Origin of the sequence: Pleionea mediterranea (genome assembly GCF_003148745.1) — a bacterium.
In the GTDB taxonomy this organism is placed as follows: domain Bacteria; phylum Pseudomonadota; class Gammaproteobacteria; order Enterobacterales; family Kangiellaceae; genus Pleionea; species Pleionea mediterranea.
Genome location: NZ_QGGU01000005.1, coordinates 109,201 through 133,076 on the forward strand (window position 1 = coordinate 109,201; position 23,876 = coordinate 133,076).

General features: G+C 44.0%; 18 protein-coding genes. 6 read left to right on the forward strand and 12 right to left on the reverse strand.

What is annotated here, in order from left to right; all coding sequences use genetic code 11:
* Positions 1-28: 28 nt before the first annotated feature.
* On the forward strand, positions 29-838 hold the full coding sequence (locus C8D97_RS07665) for a DUF1338 domain-containing protein (RefSeq protein ID WP_109763180.1): 810 nt from the start codon (positions 29-31) through the stop codon (positions 836-838).
* A gap of 106 nt (positions 839-944) precedes the next feature.
* Here the strand turns inward: C8D97_RS07665 and C8D97_RS07670 are convergent, their stop codons facing one another.
* The 9 genes from C8D97_RS07670 to C8D97_RS07710 all read right to left on the reverse strand — a co-directional run bounded on the left by C8D97_RS07670 (position 945) and on the right by C8D97_RS07710 (position 12,303).
* The gene (locus tag C8D97_RS07670) at positions 945-2,210 is read right to left on the reverse strand and encodes a Zn-dependent hydrolase (protein ID WP_342587786.1); all 1,266 of its coding nucleotides are present in this window, start codon (positions 2,208-2,210) and stop codon (positions 945-947) included.
* 22 nt (positions 2,211-2,232) lie between these two features.
* Positions 2,233-2,478: a cold-shock protein gene (locus C8D97_RS07675; RefSeq protein ID WP_109763182.1), complete on the reverse strand. Its 246-nt coding sequence runs from the start codon at positions 2,476-2,478 to the stop codon at positions 2,233-2,235.
* 9 nt (positions 2,479-2,487) lie between these two features.
* Positions 2,488-2,958, reverse strand: a complete 471-nt coding sequence (locus C8D97_RS07680; protein ID WP_170115181.1) for a chemotaxis protein CheW — start codon at positions 2,956-2,958, stop codon at positions 2,488-2,490.
* A 442-nt stretch (positions 2,959-3,400) separates the two neighbouring features.
* Positions 3,401-5,413, reverse strand: coding sequence for an asparagine synthase (glutamine-hydrolyzing) (gene asnB / locus C8D97_RS07685; RefSeq protein ID WP_109763184.1), 2,013 nt, complete (start codon positions 5,411-5,413; stop codon positions 3,401-3,403).
* Positions 5,414-5,627: 214 nt separating this feature from the next.
* Entirely contained in the window at positions 5,628-6,707 is a 1,080-nt protein-coding gene (locus C8D97_RS07690; protein ID WP_109763185.1) for an aspartate/ornithine carbamoyltransferase family protein, read from the reverse strand.
* 127 nt (positions 6,708-6,834) lie between these two features.
* On the reverse strand, positions 6,835-8,247 hold the full coding sequence (locus C8D97_RS07695; RefSeq protein WP_109763186.1) for a sodium:solute symporter family protein: 1,413 nt from the start codon (positions 8,245-8,247) through the stop codon (positions 6,835-6,837).
* 12 nt (positions 8,248-8,259) lie between these two features.
* Complete coding sequence (locus C8D97_RS07700; RefSeq protein WP_109763187.1) at positions 8,260-8,694, reverse strand: hypothetical protein; 435 nt, start codon at positions 8,692-8,694, stop codon at positions 8,260-8,262.
* 449 nt (positions 8,695-9,143) lie between these two features.
* On the reverse strand, positions 9,144-10,892 hold the full coding sequence (locus tag C8D97_RS07705) for an NAD-dependent malic enzyme (protein WP_109763188.1): 1,749 nt from the start codon (positions 10,890-10,892) through the stop codon (positions 9,144-9,146).
* Positions 10,893-11,151: 259 nt separating this feature from the next.
* On the reverse strand, positions 11,152-12,303 hold the full coding sequence (locus tag C8D97_RS07710; RefSeq protein WP_109763189.1) for an aminotransferase class V-fold PLP-dependent enzyme: 1,152 nt from the start codon (positions 12,301-12,303) through the stop codon (positions 11,152-11,154).
* Between the two features lie 56 nt (positions 12,304-12,359).
* Between C8D97_RS07710 and C8D97_RS07715 the strand changes: the two genes are divergently transcribed.
* The 5 genes from C8D97_RS07715 (at position 12,360) to C8D97_RS07735 (ending at position 20,519) form a co-directional block, all read left to right on the forward strand.
* Positions 12,360-14,039, forward strand: a complete 1,680-nt coding sequence (locus tag C8D97_RS07715) for an alpha/beta fold hydrolase (RefSeq protein WP_109763190.1) — start codon at positions 12,360-12,362, stop codon at positions 14,037-14,039.
* 233 nt (positions 14,040-14,272) lie between these two features.
* On the forward strand, positions 14,273-16,000 hold the full coding sequence (locus C8D97_RS07720; protein WP_109763191.1) for a proline--tRNA ligase: 1,728 nt from the start codon (positions 14,273-14,275) through the stop codon (positions 15,998-16,000).
* Positions 16,000-16,632, forward strand: coding sequence for a lytic transglycosylase domain-containing protein (locus C8D97_RS07725; RefSeq protein ID WP_245411415.1), 633 nt, complete (start codon positions 16,000-16,002; stop codon positions 16,630-16,632). The genes C8D97_RS07720 and C8D97_RS07725 overlap by 1 nt, the downstream gene beginning before the upstream one ends.
* On the forward strand, positions 16,629-17,774 hold the full coding sequence (locus tag C8D97_RS07730; protein WP_109763192.1) for a patatin-like phospholipase family protein: 1,146 nt from the start codon (positions 16,629-16,631) through the stop codon (positions 17,772-17,774). The genes C8D97_RS07725 and C8D97_RS07730 overlap by 4 nt, the downstream gene beginning before the upstream one ends.
* 69 nt (positions 17,775-17,843) lie before the next feature.
* Positions 17,844-20,519, forward strand: coding sequence for a sensor domain-containing phosphodiesterase (locus tag C8D97_RS07735; protein ID WP_109763193.1), 2,676 nt, complete (start codon positions 17,844-17,846; stop codon positions 20,517-20,519).
* A gap of 66 nt (positions 20,520-20,585) precedes the next feature.
* Here the strand turns inward: C8D97_RS07735 and tilS are convergent, their stop codons facing one another.
* The 3 genes from tilS to C8D97_RS07750 form a co-directional block, all read right to left on the reverse strand.
* Positions 20,586-22,058 carry a tRNA lysidine(34) synthetase TilS gene (gene tilS / locus C8D97_RS07740; RefSeq protein WP_109763194.1) on the reverse strand — a complete coding sequence of 491 codons (1,473 nt, stop codon included), beginning with the start codon at positions 22,056-22,058 and terminating at the stop codon, positions 20,586-20,588.
* A 123-nt stretch (positions 22,059-22,181) separates the two neighbouring features.
* The gene (gene accA / locus C8D97_RS07745; RefSeq protein WP_109763195.1) at positions 22,182-23,138 is read right to left on the reverse strand and encodes an acetyl-CoA carboxylase carboxyl transferase subunit alpha; all 957 of its coding nucleotides are present in this window, start codon (positions 23,136-23,138) and stop codon (positions 22,182-22,184) included.
* A 337-nt stretch (positions 23,139-23,475) separates the two neighbouring features.
* Positions 23,476-23,850, reverse strand: coding sequence for an FHA domain-containing protein (locus C8D97_RS07750; protein ID WP_109763196.1), 375 nt, complete (start codon positions 23,848-23,850; stop codon positions 23,476-23,478).
* Positions 23,851-23,876 lie beyond the last annotated feature (26 nt).

Consider the following 23,876-nt stretch of genomic DNA (forward strand, 5'->3'; position numbering starts at 1 on the left):
TTATAACCTCTCAGGTGAATTAACCGGTATGAGCACAACACCCAAGCAGTCTATTGAGCAAGTATTTGACAATATGTGGCAAGATTATCTGGCGTTAAATCCGGATGCGCTAAAAATTTACCAGTTATTTGAAAAGAATAATGATGTGGTGAACGATCACGTGGCTTTCCGCACCTTTGGTTTGCCTGGTCTGCGTGTTGAAGATATCGCCCAGCCGTTACTTGAAGCCGGCTATGAAGAAGTTCAATCTTATGACTTTGAAAAGAAAAAATTACGCGCGAAACACTACGCTCATCCAACTATGCCACTGGTTTTCATCAGTGAGCTGAAAGTGGAAGAGTTTTCGCGCGATGCACAGATATTGATTAAACAGTTAACGTCTCAGGTTGATCTAAACCGGGTGAAGTCACAAGACTTTTTATATTCCGGTCGCCCCTGGACGCTGGTTTCCGATGTTTATGATCGATTACTGGAAGAAAGTGAATACGCAGCCTGGGTTGCCGCCTTTGGTTATCGCCCCAATCACTTTACCGTTTCGATTAATAATCTTCAGCAATTTAAAACCATTGAACAAGTTAATGAATTTGTAAAACAAAATGGTTTTCCTTTAAATACCTCCGGCGGTGAAGTTAAAGGAACACCTGACACTTATTTGGAACAGTCTGCAACCCTGGCCAATAGCGTTGAAATATCTTTCTCGGATACCAAACGCACCATACCCAGTTGCTTTTATGAGTTTGCCTTACGCTACCCCTTGGCGAATGGTGAACTCTTCAAAGGTTTTATTGCGGCATCTGCGGATAAAATATTTGAAAGCACTGACAGTAAAGCGGCTTAATCATTAAGTCACTTTTTAAGGCCTGACATTGTCAGGCCTTTTTTTATGCCAGCATCAACGATTAACAAAAAGTAGCCCTATAATTTTATTAAAACCGTCTGTTGTCTTAATCTTCTGTGGCTAATTCAATTAAGGTTCTCAGTAACAGGTTACTGCCCTTTTCAATATCATCCCAGTGCGACCACTCATCGGGTGCGTGGGAAATACCTCCAACACTTTTCACAAAAATTAATCCGGTGGGCACTAAATCAGTAAAAAACTGGCAATCGTGTCCGGCTCCACTGGGCATCCGCATATAATCGAGCTCACAGTCTTTGGCGTGCTTTTCGATTTGACCAATCAGTTGTTCAGAAAAATGTTTCGGCTCAATCCAGCTAAGCTGTTCATAGGTAAACTTCAAATTATGCTTGCGAGCAATCGACGATAAAACTTTGTTGCAGGATAACGCCACCTGTTTCATCACTTCCTTCTCCATATCCCGGCCAACCAGAGTAAAATGCGCTTCACCCGGAATGGTATGCGCAAAGCCGGGTTTTAAATCAACACGGCCAATGGTTAAACGAGTGTAGTCGGTTCCTTCTTCGTCAATGATTCGGCTTAGCTCATGGGCAAAATCCGCTACCCCCATAAACGCATCACTGCGCATATTCATGGGCGCGGTGCCGGCATGATCAGGCTTGCCGACAAATTTAATCAACCACTTAAATACTCCGGAAATGCCATCAACCACACCGACTGGTTTTTTTTCAATTTCCAGTACCGGTCCCTGCTCAATGTGCAACTCTAAAAAAGCTCGAATATCATCGGGATCGCGCCGGGCATGAAGTGCCTGATGCACATCGAAGCCGCATTTTTCCAGAGCTTCTTTCAGATATTCACCGGTGGGATCCTGTGCTGATTCCAACCAGTCGAACGTCAAGTTGCCGGTGAGCGCTTGTGCGCCGAGCATGCCGCCAAAGCGACCTTCTTCTTCGCTGGTTCCTATTACTTCGATGGGACGATTAATGGTGATGTTATTTTCTTTGATGACTCTGACGCATTCGAGGCCGGCGATGACACCGAGGGTACCGTCAAACATACCGCCTGCTGGCACTGAATCGAGGTGGGAGCCAATAAGCACCGCAGGGCGCTCATTGGCTTCAGGATTTTCTGCCGGAACATAACGACCACAAACATTACCAACGCCGTCCATGTGAACCGTCATTCCGGCCTGCTCAAACTGCTGTTTCACCCAATGACGGGCTTCCATATCGATTGGTGTTAATCCCTGACGATAAACGCCTTTGTCTTCGGGATTAAAACCAAACTTTGATAATTCGTATAAATCGTTTTCTATGCGATCAATATCAACAGCCGGTTTGATGTGTTTGATAAGACTCTCCTCAAATGATTATCTATCGTGCTTTGGACTCCACCTGAACATCAACCGCTTGCAATCCACGGTCAGTTTTACTCACTTTAAAATTCACTTTTTGATTTGGCTTTAGGTACTGGTAGCCTCGAGTTTTAATGTTGGAGCAATGAACAAATACGCTGGTTTTATTGTCCATGGTAATAAAACCAAATCCTTTCTTACGGTTAAACCACTCTACTTTTCCAGAGAGATTCAGTTTTAAAAAACGTGCTATAGCTAAAAACATAGTTAATTCCTAGAGATCTTCAATAAGCCGATTAAAATCCAACACCGAATAAAGCTTTTCTTTAACGTAGATGGTTCCTTTCACTAAGGATTCTTTGTTGGACACTTCATGATTGTGTTCAACCTGTTCAGGATCAAAGTGAATAATTTCTTCTACGCTGTCCACATTCACGCCTATTAAATTATCATCAAGCGATAATGTAATAATGCGCCAATGTTCACTTGCTTCGGCGGGAGATAAATTAAATAAAGCTCGGCCAGAATAAATGGTCGCGATACTGCCACGTATGTTGAGAATGCCCAATATGCCAGGTGCCGCACCCGGAACAGGTGTCGGCTCGGTGTAGTGAAATATTTCTTCAATGTCACGAATTGGGTGACAATAACGGGTATCTGCAATTCGAAAGCTGATCCACTGCCACGACTGTGGTTGGGAAATAAGTTCACTTTCTCGATTATCGTCTGATTTTGCAATACTCACTGAAATCTACAATACCTGCCTAACTGTCTGGTTTTATCAAGCCTGATAGTAAGCGTAGTTGTTATACGCTTAATGTCATAACTCTCAATGCTGAACTCTCAATATTTAACGCTTAAATTATCGCCGTTATTAAATCAAAAACACAAAACAACGCTTTGTGTTTTCTACACTTTTTCCATCCCTGATGGACACTATTGGGAATTATTGATGTGGGGTATCCCATACTATAGCGGCCATCACTGCGATTGACCTGTGATTAAAAGTATAATGAATGACTCGATTCACAGCACGCAGTTCGCAGCAATGTCAGGTAAGACAGAGCTGCTCTCCAGACCCCGGTGCCAATAAGCTCTTCAGCAATGACATGACAATCCATACCCTTGCAGAAACCGTTATCAGCCCTACTATTTTAACAGCTTTTCAATAACAGGTTAAAATTTTATCAGGCCGCCTGCCAACCAAGCTCTTGAGCCCGTCTGGCAGCCTGCTTTGGCACATCGGTGGCAACAAACTTCTGCTGCATAATTTGAACCCCGATCACATGATTGATCACCGCATCCATTTGTACCCGGTCATGGTGATGCTCCGAACTGCCCTGATTTTTAATCATTTCAGCTACCGCAGAGGCATCCAGTAACCCTGCCTGCTTAATTTGATCCTCAGATGCGTACTCATTCACCAGCTTCATCAAGGCGGCCCACTTCTTTTCATCCCGATGCGCTGGCGGTGCCATAAAGGCAAATTTTTGTCGCTTATACAAGGTTTCTGGCAACAGACCTTTCATGGCTTCTTTTAACACATACTTTTCAACCGGCCCCTTAATACGCAGTTGTGGAGGCACTCGCGTAGCAAACTCCGCCAGATGATGATCAAGAAACGCCGGACGGGCTTCCATCGAGTTTGCCATATCCACACGATCACCACCCCAGGTCAGTATCTGCCCTTCCAACATGGTTTTTATCCAGACATACTGTGCTTTATCCAAAGGGTGCCGCCCTTGCAACATCGACAGATCAAAAGTATCCGCAATGGCCGCGCCAGGATCATACTCACTCAGCGCATGTTGGCGATCTTTGGTCAGCAAGTTCATGGCGATAGAGTCGCAATGCAACCAGGGTTGTAAACAGGTGGGGGTAAAGCCTACAAAACTGGAGATGGCTTTTGAGTTGTACTCTTCTTTCGGTAGCATGGCACCACGAAACAGTGCATTATTTTGTTCCAGTGATGACTTCCAGATTTTCCGTTGATGCTTATCAAGATCCGACAAGCCATATAAAAACATATCGTTTCTGAACGAAGGATAGCCGGCAAACAATTCATCGGAACCTTCGCCTGTCATGACCACTTTGTAATTAACCGAGTTAACTTCCTGGCTCATCAACATCTTTGCCACACCCAGAGTATTGTAAATGGTACGTTCGGTGTGCCAGATTGTACGTTCAAAGTTTTCGTATAAATGTTCGGCGGATAAACTGAGCACATGTTGATCGGCGCCAACTTTATCGGCCATTTCTTTTGCAATAGGCGTTTCATCGTATTCTTTATCATCAAAACCGATGGTAAATGCTTTTACCGGCTCCTGACTGATCGCTTGCGACAAACCAAGAATCGAACAGGAATCAATACCGCCGGATAAATAAGCGCCAACAGGTACATCAGCTGTCATACGATGCTGAACCGCTTCCAGTAATTTTTCACGCACCGCTTCGATGTAATAATCTTCATTAGGATTAATATCGTGCTCATCGGCTTGTGGAAAACTGATGTCCCAGTATTTATGTTCGTCGATTTTTAAGCCGTTACGATTGCGATTGATTTTTACCACATGCCCCGGCTTAACTTGATGAATACCTTTAAAGGCAGTCGTGCCTGGCACCATGGTTTGAATTAATTGATGAAATAAACCTTCTTCATCAATTTCACGATGCACTTCCGGGTGAGCAAACAACACTTTAAGTTCAGAGCCAAACACAACTCCATTATCGGTTTGCGTCCAGTACAAAGGTTTAACACCGAATCTATCCCGTACCAGATACATGGCATCGTCGTGCTGATCGTACAGCGCAAATGCGAATTCACCGCGCAAATGTTCCAGTGTTTTTTCCAATCCCATACGTGGAAACAAATGCAAAATAATTTCTGAATCGGACTTGGTTTGAAACTGTGCACCATCGGCAGTAAGTTCTGCACGAATGCGCTGATAATCGTATAACTCACCGTTTTTGGTCAGCATCAATCGCTCATCTTCGGTAATAAACGGCTGGCGTCCGCGCGATTCATTTAAATCAATAATTGAAAGTCGGGCGTGACTAAACCCGACACCCTTATCTTTTAAAGTTTTATAACCAAAGCCATCGGGGCCACGATGATGTTGAATGGCGGCCATGTTCACTAATAATTGAGGATCAATGGGACGAGTTGGATCGCGATGAAATACTCCAGCAATACCACACATATAACTCTCCTAAATTCAAATTCGCTAATCGTTTTAACTTCATTCAAGTTAAAACGTTTCGGCAGTCGACCATCATGATGATCAACTGCGGCTTATTACTTTAATAATGACTTTTATAGTTACTTTATAGTTACTTTATAGCTACTTTATAGTTTTTTATAATTACTCTAAATAGCATTTGCACCCTGTTTTTATTGGTACAAAAGGATATTGATCACTCAACAATATCCATTACACGCTCTGTCCGTTCGCACATACAGGTCAGTAACGCCATGCGCAAAAACACCGCGCCTCTGGCCTGAGAAAAATACCAGTTATGTGCCGTGCCATCTAAGTTAGTATCCAGCTCCTCACCTCTTGCCAGAGGATGCATGATGATGGCGTCTTTCTTGAGTGGCGAATCTTTATTGATAACAAATTTATCGCCAAAAGATTCAAAGGTATTGCCAACCCAGGCAATGGCGTTAATGTAAATAATATCCAGCTCGGGCAAACGCGCTTTTAAATCGGTTTCCTGTACAACATTAAGTCCGGACTCTTTCAGTTGTTCTAACTGATCCGGATCAAAAATGTCGTCACTGGAACCGTCGTGAAAAATAATCACTTCTTCAAAAAACTCCGGAAACTTTGCCAGCATTTTTAACAAGCTGCGAACGGTGCGCATTTTATTCGGAATGCCCACAATACCCATTTTAATTTTAGCCGTTTCTTCCGGATTGGAAATAAAACCGGGTCGCCATTTTAAAATAGTATAAAGATCCGCCAATGCCTGAGTCGGGTGTTCATCAACTCCATTGCCGGCATTGATAATCGGGATCCTTAAGCTGTCCATCATTAAGTGCACCGACTCTTCGTTACTGTCGCGCAGAACGACACAGTCGCCGTAGTTATTAAACATTTCACCGACATCTTCCAACGATTCACCTTTCGCAATACCCGTGGTAGAACGATCAGTAATCGACATGATGTCGCCGCCCAGTCGATGCCAGGCACTTTCGAATGACAGACGCGTTCGCGTGCTTGGCTCATAAAAAGCACTGATCAATATTTTTCCTTTTAAAGGCGTCCGAAATCTTGCCGGATTACCTTCAAACTTTGCCGAAAGTCGAAACAGTTGTAACAACTCTTCTCGAGAAAATTGATCCGCCGATAATATATGTTGCTCGGCTAAATTCTTTAAGTGGTCACCGTCTTCGGATATCGCCTTAAGTAATTTCTTTGGATGCGCATCACCATAGACGTCGAGTTTTTGACGTGAAAAAGAGACTTTTTCACTGGTTACCGGATCTACCATAACTGTTCCTTTTTCCAGTCAATTAAGGCTAAAACAATAAGTAAAATTGGTGCTGCTGTCGCTAAGCCAACAGCGCTATATATTAATATTTCAAACCACTCATAAGACAGATACATAGGTTGCCCTCTTATTGTTGGAGGTCTTTCCATTCAAACTTTTGATCTTTCAATACCAAAGCGAACAAACATATCACCAACGACACCAGACAGGATGTTAACGCGGCCACATAAAAACCGACCAACCAGTAAGCCAGCAATCCGCAACTGGTACCCAGTGCCATGGCCAATGCCGCTCCCACGCCGTTGAGTCGACGGTAGTACAAACCAAAAACGATTGGCCATATGGTGCTTGCGACAAAGGCACCAGTGAAATTAAGTAATGCACCCAGAGTCGTCATTTTTGGCAGGCAAAGAATCCAGGTAATAACGCCCAATATCAGTATCGAGTATTTCGATATTTTAAACAGCTTTTGCTTATCGGCCTGTTTGTTGATTAAACCTTTGTAAATGTCTTTTGTGATCAAATCACTGGTTGCGGCCAGTAATGAGTCAAGGCTTGAGGCCAGTGCAGAAAACACAACAATAAACACAAAGATAGCACCTATCTTACCGAGTAACTTGGCCGCAATTAATGGTCCGATCATATCCGCTGACGGTGGATACACATTCAACGATGAGGCAGCCAATGCAGCAAAGCCGGTCACAATTGGGATCGGCATCCATAACATGCCGGATAATAAAAACGCGCGCTTACCAATTTTTTCTTTAAACGCGAACGCACGCGACCACCAGACATTGGAATGAAAAATTTCACCAATGCCAAAAAACACATTATTAAACAGAAACATAATTGCTGCCGGAAACAGCAGGTTTAACAGCTGCGGACTTTCTTCACTCACCGTGCTGTGAATGGTATCGAGCCCAACTTCCGTGATCCCAATATAAGCAATGAGCACCACACCCGATAAAATAATAATGGTTTGCACAAAGTCGGTAGCAATAACCGCTTTTAAACCGCCCAGTAAGGTATAACAAACGCATATAACCAGAATGGCGGTCATGCCAATATGATAATCAAGCCCACTGAGTGCCGATAGTAAAATGCCGCCGGCCATGCCCAAACTGACTAACCAGCCAAACGCATAAAACAGTGACACAATAAGAAATACTATCCAGGCCCAAAATCCATAACGCATACGAATAAAATCACCGCAGGTATGACCGTGAGGCATAAGCGCTTTAATGCGCTGGGCCATGGGTGCAAATAACAATAATCCCAATGCAGCCATGGAATAACCCACCATACCCCAGATACCAAATTGATAGGTCAGCTGCGGTGCCACCAGAGTGGTATTACTGGTGATCCAGGTGGCCATTGCCGTTGCCGACGCAAACGCAAAACCAACGTTTCGTCCGGCCAACATAAAATCGTCCAGAGATTTATTACTGCGACCTAACCACCAACCAAACGCAACCCATAACACGCCAAATGCTAATAAAATGGTAAACGCCCATTCAGTCGAAATGACAACAGAGTTCATAGTGGGATCCCGTTAGATTGAGTTATTTTTACGAGAGGAAAAGAGAATAATAACAACAAGCGTCACGAACAAAACGGCGCCGAGAAAGAATAATTTAATGGCTAACGACAAAGAACGATGCTCGACGGACACCGTTACGGCATTACTGTACTCGGCCTTTTCAGGATCGTACAAACGAAAGTGATAGAGACCATTGTCATAGCCGCTCAGGGTGATCGATTGTAAACGGGTTACCGGGTATTGATGCTCCACTGTATCGAAACTGGAAGCCGTAGACATTTCCAATACCATGGATTCCGACACGGATCCTTTCCATCTCAAAGTAAAATACCCCTCAGAATTGGCTTGCTCAGCAGGCGTTAATTCAACCTCGGCGTAGGCGAACGTAGGGGAAAGAAAAGAAAAGACCGCCAGTAAAATGGCGACTGCACTTAAAATCGCTTTCATTGAATGAAAAGTCGTTAAAAATTAAGTATTTCATCCTATTACAATTATATTTTGAGGTCAAATTAGTTGCCTGACAGGTGAAGCCCAGCCGTCAGCGCTTACTCAATCCATGGTTTGGCTATTCGTGCGTGCTTATCTGCCGGTCAATAATCAAACAAAACGCTGGCAAAATGTTTTCCGTCGACGTTAAAAACGTACCCTATGGCTTCGAGAACCAAAAATGGAAGTCGATAGCATTTCAATGCTTGATTTAGAAATCAGTTTAGAGCGTGTTTATCTTTTATTATTTTGAATAACTATTGAGAACAAAGTATGACATAGACAAAACACCGCGATAAATAAACGGCCACTTAAAATAAACTGCTACTTAATAGAATATAACAGGGGAAGTTTTAAATAAGAAAAGAACTGATCAGTTATTCGCTGATCAGTTCTTTATTAAGAGATGACTAAAACGAGGTGCGACGATAATGACGATATTCCGGCGTCCAGAAATTCTTGTCAATTTTCTCCCATAGGGCTTCGTCGGAAATGGTCACCGCCACATCATCATCCATGGCCTGACGGGCCACTTTATGAGCAATTGCCCGGCTCACTTCCCGTATATCGGACAGCGGCGGCAACAAGGCTCCACCAGAGTGCTCTAATGAATATTGTGCCAGCGCTTCACTGGAAGCCATCAGCATATTATCGGTCACCCGACGTGCTTTGGCCGCTAAAACACCAAGGCCAATACCCGGAAAAATATACGCATTATTGCACTGAGCAATCGGATACTGCTTACCTTTGTGCTCCACAGGCTTAAATGGAGAACCCGTGGCAACAATGGCTTTGCCATCGGTCCAATTGATTAAGTCTTCCGGCAACGCCTCACATTTTGAGGTAGGGTTGGATAATGGAAGTATGATGGGTCGCTCGGTAAACGAAGACATCAACTCGACAATTTCTTGATTAAACACGTTAGGTTGTCCCGATACGCCAACCAGAACCGTTGGTTTAGCCTGTTTAACCGTATTTAAAAAGTCTACCCGACCATTTTCATTTCTTGTCCAGCTGGCCACCTTATCGGCTTTTTGTGCCACAGGTTTTTGAAACGATTTTAAATACTCCAGATCGTCGGTTAACAGACCGCGACTGTCGATAAGAAAAACTTGCTCTCTTGCTTCCGACTCCGACAAGCCTTCACGCATCATTTGCGCAATGATTTGTTCGGCAATACCGCAACCGGCAGAGCCCGCGCCTAAAAATACAACCCGCTGATCTTTTAGCTGTTGACCCAGTTGTTTACAACCGGCCAATAAAGTGCCAACGGTTACCGCAGCCGTTCCCTGTATGTCATCATTAAAACAGCAGAGATCATCGCGATATTTTTCCAACAAAGGCGTTGCATTAGTGGCCGCGAAATCTTCAAATTGCAACAGGGCTTCTGGCCAACGACGCTTAACCGCCTGGATAAACATGTCGACAAATTCATAATAATCATCGCCGGTAATACGTTCATGTCGCCACCCCATATACATAGGATCATTTAACAACTCTTCGTTATTACAACCAACATCCAATACAACCGGCTGCGTATAGGCAGGACTGATACCACCACAAGCGGTATACAACGACAACTTACCAATTGGGATTCCCATGCCGCCAATGCCCTGATCGCCCAAACCAAGAATTCGCTCACCATCGGTCACTACTATTACTTTTACGTTTTGCTTGGTAGCGTTTTGTAACATGTCATCAATGCGATCGCGATCCGGGTAGGAAATAAACAGTCCCCGTTTGCGGCGATAAATTTGTGAAAATGACTGACAAGCATTACCCACTGTTGGGGTATAAATTAACGGCATTACTTCTTCAATGTGATCAACTATCAATTTATAAAAAGAGGTTTCATTTGCATCCTGAATATTTCGCAAATAAATGTGTTTATCCAGTGCATCGTTAAAACCTTGCAGTTGTCGATAATTTCGCTTTGCCTGTTCTTCAATGGTTTCAATATTGTGTGGCAACAAACCTTCAAGGTTAAACATTTGTCGTTCATATTCAGTAAAAGCACTGCCTTTATTTAACAGTGGTGTTTCTAATAAAATAGGACCGGCATAAGGAATATAAAGCGGCCGTTTGCTTTGAGCAGAATCGGTATTTTCCGAATTACCATTGTTAATCGATTTAGAAGCTTTCTCTGGCTGACTGGACATATAATTATTACTCTCAATACACGACTGAATTTGAAATAGGAGACAGTGCTTGGAAATGCAGACATGGTATGACCAATAAAAGCACTCAATAAATAAAGTTTAATTAGATCACTCTATTTTATCTGTCCATTATAGATCGATAGCCAGGCATATGAAACAGACGTCTGGCTGCTCTTACCTTTTAATATTCGATTGCAAAGCTTTTGGTTATATCGCAGATTCATCCATGAATCCGCACTATTAAATAACCCGTAAAAAATCACACTACTTTTTTTAGCGCCTTTTGTAATGCTTCAATATCCGACTCATCATTATAAGTATGCACCGACACTCGATTAAGTTCGCTAATCTGCCGACGGGTTAAATCAAGAAGTCCGGCATCGGGCGTCACCACACTGGAAGAGATTCGATCATCCAGTAAATGCTGGTACACCACTTTTGCAGGTTTATCCGACCAGTAAAAAGTGATGATCGCAGACTGTTTATCCCCCGTGTCGCATAAAGTAATCTGATCTATCGAACCTAACGCGGATCTGACCTGTTCTGCGCGTTCGCTCAGTTGAAAGTAAATCGACGATTGCTGTTCGAGCAATTGCTCAACCGCAACTTTGAGTCCCATTCTTGCAGACCAATTGGCCTCCCAGAGCTCAAATCGCTTTGCATCATCGCGCAACTCAAACTGCTTATCGCTTTTTAATGGTGCTGCAAAATGATCGGTAACTACCGGACAATAATTTTGTTCAAGCAATTCATCAGACACATAAAGAAACCCGGTACCCCTTGGGGCTCGCAAAAACTTACGCCCTGTGGCGCATAAAAAGTCACAAGCTAAAGCTGCCACGTCAACCGGCATTTGCCCCACGGCCTGGCAGGCATCCACGGCGTAAACAAACGACAAACCCAAACTTTTTTTGCGTTCCATTAATGCCTGCCCAATGGCTTCTGCCGGACACACCACCCCATTGTGTGATGGCACCCAGGTCAGCAGAACCAGACGCGTCTTTGAGTTGACGGCGTTTGCCATATCCTCAGCGGAAATGGATCCATCTTTTACAGCCACTCGTTTTATCGACACCTGATAACGTTTGGCCAACTGCAACAGTGCTACATAATTGGCGCCGTATTCAAAGTCACAGATGACTATTTCATCACCCGATTGCCAGGGTAACGACATAAGCGCGGAGAGTAATCCCCGTGTGGCGCTTTCCTGCAAGGCGATATTGCGCGGCTCACAACCGATCAAACGACCAATGGACTGATACAACTGTTGCCAACTGTCCGCGTGCTTTTCTGCGCACAAATACCCGCCCAACAGTTGCTCCTGTTTAAGGTATTGTATTTGCGCATCAATGGTTTGTTCACTGCAAAGAGAAGCGCCTGCAGCATTAAATGGAATATAGGATGCCGTCATGGTGATAAGTTGATCCCTGTTTTATTGATTAAATGATGGTATAAATCGTGTATTGAATGATCAAACATTATTTTAAACTTATGATGACCAGTATTGTGAAAAACGCTTTGAATGATTCTTTGAATGATTCTTTGTATGACGCTCTGTATAACACTATGTCTAACTTTTTATCCAGCTCACAGCTTAGTTCTCTGTACCTTTTTTCACAGCGTTTTTTATTTTGCCTGATAACCGTTTCGCTGGTGTTGTTAACTGCCTGCCAGAGTCATTCGCCGGCACCGGTCAGTCAGATTCAGCCAAAACAGCCGGTTAAATCGAATAAGTCATCCGCTGCATCACCGAAAAAATCGACGGATAAATCAGCAAGTCGGGACAAACTCAGTCTGCCCTCAAGCTACTTTATTCAGGAACCGATCTTCAATACACAAATACGGGTACTCGAAGCGGGAGAGCCATCGGCAAACAATATACTGCTAATTCATGGGTTAGGGGCTCAGGGTGCCGATGACTGGCAAACCGTTATCCCATATCTTGCAGAAAACTTTTACGTCACAGCCATCGATTTGCCAGGCTTTGGACAATCCGGTTCCACCAATGCCTTATACTCACCCGAAAATTACGCTCGCCTGCTCAACTGGCTGGTTGATCGACAAGCGCTTCAAAACCTGACGGTTATTGGTCATTCCATGGGCGCAGCCATCGGGTTGAAATTTGTTGCCGACTACCCGGAAAACGTCGATAAACTGATTATGATTGATTCGGCTGGCATGTTGCACCGTTCGGTTATCGCGAAACATTTTTTGCGCGTTGAAAATCTGCAGTCGCAATTATTTGATACGCCGTTTGAAATTGATTTTATTAATACGCTCGGTAATAAAATTAATAAAGCCAGCGAATGGCTACTTGAAACCGCCGACACTCTGCCAGATTTAACGGCACTGCTACTCAACACCCCTGCTGCTCGTAATGCTTTGTTTAAAGATAAGAGTTCACTGAATGCAGCACTGGCCATGATTAATGAAGACTTCAGCGATGAAGTTTCCAGAGTCAACATTCCGGTGCATCTAATCTGGGGCGCGCGCGACAGAGTTGCGCCGCTGCGTATCGGGCAGACACTGGAAGCAAAACTCAGCAATGCGCAACTGCATATTATCGCCAACGCCGGCCATAACCCGATGCAGGAAACCCCGTTTGAACTGAAAAAGGTGCTGCTGTCGGCCATTTATCAGGCGCCAATCTTAAAACAACCGATGCCTAAAACAATCGGTCAAACCAATTTAAACTGCGAACAAAAAAATAAACACATCATCAGCGGTGCCTATAAAACGATTGTTCTCGACGGCTGTGAAAATGTATTGCTAAAAAATGTGACAGCAGAGCGGTTAATTGTAACCAATCAATCGCGCGTTCGATTAACCAATGTGTTGCTTAAAAACCCACAAGGCAACGCACTGACCATAGAACACTCCGCACTTGAAGGTACACAGGTCACCATTAAAGCCAAACAGGCAATAGCATTAAACCACGCCAAACTCGATCTGGCCGCAGCAAGCGTGTCAAGCCACTCGCCTTTTGTGGTCGCTACAGGTGAGTCCACCAGTTATTTTTCGTTGAGCGAAAGCCTGCCTCTTGGCCTGTCTCAAGAAAACAGGTCTGGTGTGGATCGGGACGTACGCTGGCTGCACGGTCACTACTTATTGCAACAAGATCTGTCCCATGAGGATTTAGCGCCTTAAGAACGACGCTCGAAATTTCCCTGAAATCGTTTAAGATTTTTCAGCATCAGCTGTTATTTCAGCCTGAAGCGTTAAATAGATCATTTAGCCTGAGCCACAAGACTGCTAAAATGCGCGTAAGTATAAAGATGAACCGCAAAGAAACTCTTTTTAGATGCTCTAAATGGCGTTCTTTTTAGATTTCCTTTACCGATAACAAGACACATAACCATCAATTGAATAACGGATAACCCATGCGCACAACCAACTACTTAGTGGCCACATTAAGAGAAACACCATCGGATGCAGAATTAATTAGCCACCAACTTATGTTACGGGCCGGACTGATTCGTAAGCTGGCGTCATCCGCAGGCCTGTATAGCTGGTTACCCACCGGGTTAAAAGTATTGCGTAAAGTGGAAGCCATTGTGCGTGATGAAATGAATAAGGTGGGCGCACAAGAAATGCTCATGCCAATGGTGCAGCCTGCCGATTTATGGGAAGAATCCGGTCGCTGGCAGGAATACGGCGATGAATTGTTGCGACTGCAAGATCGTCACAACCGTGAATTCTGCCTTGGCCCGACTCATGAAGAAGTGATTACGGCGATCATCCGTGATGATGTTCGTTCTTACAAACAGTTACCCTGCAGCTTCTATCAAATACAAACAAAGTTTCGGGATGAACGTCGACCACGCTTTGGTGTTATGCGTGCCCGTGAATTTCTAATGAAAGATGCCTACTCATTTCATGTGGACAGCGACAGCCTGAATGAGACTTATGAAAAAATGTATCAGGCTTACTGCAATATTTTTGATCGATTGGGTCTAACTTACCGTGCCGTCATTGCCGACACCGGCTCCATTGGTGGCAGTGCGTCTCACGAATTCCACGTACTGGCTGATTCAGGCGAAGACGCCATTGCCTTCAGTGATGGCAGCGATTACGCCGCCAATGTGGAAAAAGCCGAAACTCTGGCGCCACAACAATCGCGCCCTGAAGCAAGCAAGTCACTGGAAAAAGTCGAAACACCTAAGATGAAAAGCATCGAGCAGCTGACCAAACATCTTGAGGTTTCAGCCAATCAAACTCTTAAAACCTTATTGGTGGAAGGTGTCACCGAAGAGCATCCGGTTGTTGCACTTTGCTTACGCGGCGATCATGAACTCAACACCATTAAAGCTGAAAAACATGCCCTGGTAGCTGCACCGCTAACCATGATCAATGACGACAAAATTTCTCAAATAGCAGGCTGCAACAGTGGCAGTGTCGGACCGGTTGGTCTGGATATTCCTGTATTGGTGGACCGTGACGCCAGTGTCATGGCGGACTTTATCTGTGGTGCCAACGAAACCGATTACCACTTTACTGGTGCAAACTGGGATCGTGACGCAAACCTGATGGAAGTGATTGATCTGCGCAATATTGTTGAAGGCGATGCCTCACCCGATGGCAAAGGCAAATTAACCATTAAACGTGGCATTGAAGTTGGGCATATATTCCAACTGGGCAGCAAGTACAGTGAATCAATGGGCGCTAATGTGCTTAATGAATCAGGCAAAGCCGCCACCCTCGAAATGGGCTGCTACGGTATTGGCATCAGTCGTATAGTGGCTGCGGCCATCGAACAAAATCACGACGATTACGGCATTATCTGGCCTCAGGCGATTGCGCCTTTTACCGTTGCCATAGTGCCGATGAATATGAAGCGCTCACACAGGGTTAAGGAAGCAGCCGAGCAGCTTTACCAACAGCTTCAAGAAAATGGCGTAGAAGTCATATTGGATGATCGCAAAGAACGTCCCGGCGTAATGTTTGCCGATATGGAATTAATGGGAGTGCCTCATCGCATTGTGATTTCCGACAAAGGCATTGATGCTGGCACCTACGAATACAAACATCGCCGCGATAATGAAAAAGTCGATATCGAGCAACAGAATGTTCTAAACTTTATCATGGAAAAGTTACAAACTGCTCAGTAATGATGATTGATCAGCAATACTCTTTAAAAGGGCCAAGGCCGATAAAACGCACAACCCTGTGGCATCAATGTCGTAAAACATTGATGCTACTATTAGTGGCGTTCAGTTCACTGGTCTATTCCAACCAGAAAAAGCCCGACGATAACTTTCGCCAGGATTTAAAAAATCTGTTGGCGGAAGAACACTCGTTTGTCGATCGGTTTGAAGCCGAAGTCTGGCTCAAGGATATGTCAAAAAGGCTCGCCCGGCGCGCACCAAAAATACCGGAAGATGAACGCTTTGAGTTGCTTATTATGACTCATAAGTACGCCAAATCTTATGGGCTTGATCCACAACTGGTATTAGCATTAATCGAAGTCGAATCAAATTTTGACCGTTTTGCCATCTCCAGAGTTGGCGCCCGCGGCCTGATGCAAATAATGCCGTTCTGGAAAAATGAGATTGGCCATCCCGACGACAACCTGATGGACATTGAAACCAATATTAAATATGGCTGTGCCATTTTAAGTCTCTACATTAAACGCGAGAAAAAGAACATTACCAACGCACTGGCGCGCTACAACGGCAGCTACGGCAGAATGAAATACCCCATGAAGGTGTATCGGGCGTTGCGCAAACGTTGGAAAGCATGAAGGATATTCCGCACCGAAATACAGGGCTGGTATTATCGGGCGGCGGAGCCAGGGCGGCCTATCAGGTTGGCGTTTTAAAGGCCATATCCGAATTACTGCCATTTACCACCCACATCAATCCTTTTCCCACCATTTGTGGGACTTCTGCCGGTGCAATTAATGCCACTGTCGTTGCTGCTTACGCCCAACACTTTAAACTGGGCATGCGACGACTTGAAAATGTCTGGGCAAGCTTTCATTGTCAGCAGGTATTTCATACCGATCTGTTAAAACTAAGCCGAAACTCCCTGCGCTGGTTAAGTATTTTGCTCTGGGGACGCCAGCAGCGCTCCATTGGACTGCTCGACAATACACCTCTGGCGCACTTGCTCGACAAAGTAATCCCCTATCCGCTGATCCATAAAGCGATTTCACAGGGAGCACTTAACGCGCTGTGTGTCACTTCCTCCAGCTACACCACTGGCGAATCTATCAGTTTCTATCAGGGGCAGCCTGATACGCCCGTATGGCGACGTCATCGCCGCCGTGGGCATCCGGCTGTGATCAACAGCAATCACTTGCTGGCCTCTGCTGCCATTCCTATGGTTTTCCCGGCGGTAAAAGTCGGCCATCAATATTTTGGCGATGGCAGCATGCGATTTTTGTCGCCATTAAGTCCTGCGGTTCATCTGGGTGCCGAAAAAATCATCGTCATAGGGGTGGATCCAGTGCAGGCCCCCGCCGACGATTTTACCCATCCTGAGGGCTATCCGACATTGGCAGAAATAGGCGGTCATTTACTCGATAGCATCTTTATTGACAGCCTCGACAGTGATCTTGAACGGCTTAATCGCATCAACAAAACCCTGTCCAAGGTGCCTGAGAAAGTCAGACGCAAAGATTTTCACTTAAAAAGCATCGAAACCCTGGTAATCAACCCCAGTAAAGACCTTAACCTGATAGCCCGCGATCACTTTAAAGACCTGCCAAAAGCGCTGAGATTTTTCTTAAAACGTATTGGTATCGACGGCCATAGCGGCGATACGGTATTAAGCTATTTATTGTTTGAAAAATCATTTACCCGCGAGCTGATTGCCCTGGGGCATCAGGATGCTATGGAAAAGGCCGATGAAATACGCGCTTTTTACGGTATAAATCAATGATTTTATTGGCAAAACAGATATTCTTAGCTATTCTTTTCTAACACGTTTCAACCAAAGTAAATCAATAACTTGCAATCCGAATCAAATCAAAAATCCGCTTCTTCTGATGTCGGGGACCAACAAAGGTCTGAGCGACTGAGTCATGATATTGAGCACGTTAGAAAAGTGCAAAACGCCATGTTGCAGATTGCATCGTTATCGAGTCAGGTAAAAGACCTCGGTGACTTCTATAAAGATCTGCATAAAATTGTTAGCCAATTGATGTACGCCAACAATTTCTACATTGTATTACTCAGCAACGACAAACAATTTGTTAAATTTGTCTACTTTCATGATGAGGAAGAAGACGAAAGCTTTGATCCCACTAGCTGGAAATCCGATCCCATCGAAGCCTTCAAGCTCACCTTAACGGGTTACACCATTCGCACTGCCAATGCACTATTAGCGGATAAAAGCGTACTGCAGTCACTGGAAGATCGAGGTGAAATTAAACTGCGTGGCCGATTAGCTTCACACTGGATGGGCATTCCATTAAAAGCGCATCGGGAGACTATTGGTGTACTGGTTATTCAAAGTTATTCCGATGATATTAAGTACACGGAAAACGACAAGGAACTGTTAATTTTTGTGTCACAACAAATTGCTTCCGTATTAAAACAAAAACAATACGAACAGCAGTTAAAAGATTATAACGAAAGCTTAGAGCAAAAAGTGGCGCAGCGTACTGCCATGCTGCAAAAAATAAATGATGATCTTGAAGGTGAAGTTAAAGAAAGAGAACGGGGTGAAGTTTTACAGGCTGCTTTATTCAAAATATCCGAACTCACTAACACCACCCGCGATATTGATGAGTTTTACCTGTCGGTACATAAAATCATTAATGGCATTATGCCGTCTAAAAACTTTTATATCTGTACTTACGATCAGTCAGAGCATCGAATCGACTTTCCTTATTTGATCGATGAATTTGATGCCAATACCGAATCCCGTACCTTAGACGATGACATTGACATTGAAAGCTGCTCACCCACCGAACGCGTATTAAAAACTGGCAAGCCCATCTTAATTAATAAAGCCAATCATCAGGAATGGATCGATAAAAATGTTTTTGTCGGCACCGTACCAGAAACCTGGTTAGGCGTTCCACTGTTCCATAAAGATAAAGACAGCGTATCCGGTGTTTTAACGGTTCAGAGTTACCTGAAAGGAAAGTCTTACACCAAACTGGATGAAGAAATATTAATGTTTGTGGCGCAACAAGTTTCGACGGCGCTCAATCGAAAACGTAGTACCGACTCATTAAAAAAAGCACACGAAGATCTTAAAGCGATTAATGATCAACTGGAACGTCGTGTTGAAGAGCGCACCAGCGAACTTTCGGTCACCAACCAGACATTAAAATCCATGCTGGATGAACGCAATAAAATGCAAAAGAAATTGGCATTTGAAGCGTTTCACGACAGCTTAACAGGGCTGCCTAACCGGGCCTTGTTTACCGATCGACTGGAACAGGTATTAAAACAACGGGAACGCAACAATGACGTTAGTTTTTCCGTATTATTTTTAGACCTGGATCGCTTTAAAGTAATTAATGACAGTCTGGGCCACTTAATGGGTGATGCCTTATTGCAAGAAGTATCTCATCGACTGCAAGAGTGCGTACGCCCCGAAGATACCGTTGCACGATTAGGTGGTGATGAGTTTTGTATTCTTTTAAAAGATATAGATAACGCCCGTGATGCTGCAATAATTGCGAATCGAATTATTGACGCCATTTCAAAGCCGTTTCAATTAGAAGAACATACGGTATTTACCTCAACCAGTATAGGCGTTACCGTCAGTAATGATGGTTATAAAGCGCCCGATGACGTACTTAGGGATGCCGACGCTGCGATGTATCACGCCAAGGAATCTGGCAAGGCTCGTTATGAATTGTTCGATGTGGATATGCACAACAATGCCATGAAGCGTCTTCGAATTGAAAATGATCTACGCAATGCGCTGCAAAAAAATCAGATTAAAGTTTATTATCAACCTATTGTTGATCTGGAGCAGAATAAAATTATAGCTTTTGAAGCACTGGCGCGTTGGAATCATCATGAATTAGGCTTTATTCCACCCGATGAGTTTATTCCCATTGCCGAAGAAACCGGTATGATCCACGATATCGGCCAATTTATTTTGCATCACTCTCTGGGCACGTTAAAATTTTGGCAGACTCAATACAGTCAGGCTAATGACATTGCGATCAGTGTTAACTTTTCATCAAAACAAATTGAACAACACGACTTAATCAGCGAGATTGAACTGGCGCTTCAGGAAAATGAGTTACCTTCTTCTTCTTTAAAAGTAGAAATAACCGAAGGATTATTAATTGAGAATGAAAAGCTTGCGCAAAAACTGCTGAAAAAACTTACCGAAAGTAGCATTCCTGTATTACTTGATGATTTTGGTACAGGCTACTCGTCTCTAAGTTATCTGCATAAGTTTTCATTGCATACCATAAAAATTGATCGCTCTTTCATCAATCAAATGGAACGCAGTGAAGAACATTTAACCATTGTAAAAACCATAGCCTTTATGTGTTCCCATTTGAAACTGGGTGTTATCGCAGAAGGGGTTGAATCGGATGAGCACATTAAAATTTTAAAACATCTGGGCATTTTACAAGCGCAAGGTTATCGATTCAGTAAACCAGTGCCTGCCGATGAAGCTCAAAAGCTGATTGTAAACTTTAATGCCTGATCAAGTGTTCGGGTGCTATCACTGCAGAGTCAGAAATTATCTTTTAATATAATTAAACTTAATTGTTTATTTTTTCAATCGAGTCGATGTTAATTCAAAATAATTTTTGACCTTGCTCTGGCTCTCAAAAAAACTGTTTTCATCCGATATGTTTACATCAGATGGTTTCACATCAGATATGTTTACATCAGGTAGCTCTAAATCCGTATCAGCGACCATAAATGGTTTGCAATAAAACAGCCCAACAGCTCCCACCATTTCATTATTATAGAAAACCAATGGCCATTTATTTCTTTGCCAATGAGGGACATCTAATTCCTGAAATATTTTTTTTAGTGATGTTGATTTATTTCGGTAGTCGGGCCAGCATCGTTCGCCACCAACTCGTGTTCTAATGGTCACCCGTTCATCTTTTGTTGGCGCACGAATACCTTTGTCAGACGCCTTTGCCTCCAGCCGTAAATTAAGCTCGGGTACGTCTAACGATTCGGGAAACTGCACCCACTGTTTTGAACACACGGTCGGTTGAAAGTCTGACTCGGTAACAATAAATAATTGCTCTCCCGACTGTTGCAACCGAAAGTCAGACCAATTGAGTGATGCATTACTGTCTGTCGTCGCCGTTTCAATTTGCCTGGCAAACTCATTCAATTTTTCACTCGATGGTAAATAGTCTGCAACAGTACTCATTCGGTAGCGCAATAAATTCACCAGCCGATCAGAAGACAATGTTTTTAATTTAGTTAATGACAGGCTATCGATTACTGTCTGGAATGTTTTTGACCATGATGGATCCAAAGTGACCTTCACCTGCTGATAATCTTGCTCGGCCAGTTCATCCAGTAAGCGTGACGTTTGCTGCATATGCTGCGAAAAACGACTCAGCGGTTGTTTAACCTCTGGCCAGTTTTTTTCGATCGCCGGCAGCACCTGATGCCTTAAATAATTGCGACTTAATTGCTCATCATTATTGGATCCATCTTCGACCCAGCTCAGCTCATAATATTCGGCAGCCTGCTTGAGTGAATGTTTACTGTGTTCCAGAAACGGCCGTGCAACCCAGTAATGCTGTTTACGGCTTAAAGGCTTCATAGCTTCGGCGCCTTTTACACCGGTTCCCCGAAACAGATTAAGCATTAATGTTTCAACCTGATCATCCTGATGATGCCCTAGCCACAGGCAATCCTGTTTATCCAACAGTTGAGCAAAAGCCTGCCAACGGGCCTGACGAGCACGTTGTTCAAGTCCCTGGCGTGTGGTATTAGCCAATTCTACGGAAATTGATTGAAAGACAATATTTCGTTGCTGGCAAAAATGTTGGCAGTGCTGAAGCCAACGGTCGGCATTATCACTGATACCATGATGAATATAGATGGCGGCCAATTCTATGCCGGGAAATTGTGGTCGTAATAAACTGAGTTCATGCAACAAAACGCTGGAATCAACGCCACCACTGAAAGCAACCCACCAGCGCTTAAAGCGGCCAAGTTGATGTTGTTCAATATAAGTTTGAAGTGATTGAGCTAGCGTTTCCGGCATAGACTGTTTCCGCAAAAAGAACGCTTCCGCCAAAAAATGTTTCCGGCAAAAAGAAGGGATAAAAAATCGTTCTAATCAGTGTACACAGAGCCGGTCTCTGTGTACACATACAAACAGGCCTGGTTACTCGTCGTAAACACCAAACGACATCAATCGTTGGTAACGACGATCCAGCAGCTCTTCGGTGCTAAGTGAGTTCAGCTCTTCCAGATCCGCCAGAATGCGTTGTTTTAAGTTTTTCGACACAGCACCCGTATCACGATGAGCGCCGCCTAAAGGCTCTTCCACTATCGAATCCACCAGATCCAATGATTTTAGACGATCCGCAGTGATCCCCATGGCCTGTGCTGCATCTTTCGCTTTATCAGCACTCTTCCATAATATGGAGGCGCAGCCTTCTGGCGAAATGACCGAGTAGGTTGCGTTTTGCAACATATTAACCCGATCACCGACACCGATTGCCAACGCACCACCGGATCCGCCTTCGCCAATGACCGTACATACGATAGGCGTTTTTAATGTCGCCATCACTTTCAGGTTTCGTGCAATGGCTTCACTTTGACCGCGCTCTTCCGCACCCACACCCGGGTAAGCGCCCGGTGTATCAATAAAGGTAACAATCGGCAATTTAAAACGTTCGGCCATTTGCATCAATCGCAGTGCTTTGCGGTAACCTTCCGGACGAGGCATACCAAAATTACGTTTGATCTTTTCTTTGGTGTCGCGACCTTTTTGATGGCCAATCACCATAACTGGCTGCTCATCAATACGTGCCAGACCACCCACAATGGCCCAGTCGTTAGCAAACGCACGATCACCGGACAGCTCTTCAAAATCAGTAAAAATACTGTCGAGATAATCGTAGGTATAAGGGCGTTGTGGATGACGGGCTAACTGCGCCACTTGCCACGCATCCAGATCACTGAATATTTGTTTGGTAAGCTCACGACTTTTCTTTTGCAGTCGTGCGATTTCTTCAGAAATATTTATTTCGGCATCAGAACCGACCAGGCGCAATTCTTCAATTTGCGCTTCTAGTTCAGCAATAGGCTGTTCAAACTCTAAAAAGTGCATGCTCATATTCGATGGTTTCTCTATAAATGGGCGAGAGCAGGTTGTGGGAGGCTATTCTAACGACTTTGGAGATATATTCAATCAGTAAGAAATCGGACGAGTTACTCTATTTCCAAAAGCCTGTTGTTGTTAATAATGCTAGCGAGTTGTCTTAATAACCTTAATAACCTCAGTCTCGCCACTGAGTTAACTTACCCCATACTATAGCATTAGATTAAATGCTCGTCAGACAAGATCCATTTTCCAATGTGCCCCAGACAAGGAATCTTCTCAAACAGTTTGTTCAATGGATTTACGGCTTCAGGAAATCAGTACCAAGGTTTAACCAAAATGGTTTGCTTAGCTAAGAGCGATCCTTTAAATAAAACACGCCCGGGATCCACGACTTTTTGATTTGCTGGGTGTGTTCAAGCACGGCATCGTCATCATTATGAAAACGAAAGTTCGACAAGCCGATATTAATATTATCGTTATCCTTCAACATGGCTTTGTTAACTTTTTGGTTGTTCACAAAGGTGCCGTTGGTGCTGTTAACATCATTGATCCAGACCTCATCCGTGTTGTGATCAGCGAGCATCAGTTCAGCGTGTTCAAAGCTGACCGAAGGATCGTCCAGATGGATGTCGCATTCAGGTGAACGGCCAATGGATAAAGACATTTTATCCAACGAAAAGCGAGGACCATTCTGCCCCTCAGTCATTAACACCAGGTATGCCATGATTGTCTCCTTGATTAATCTTTCGA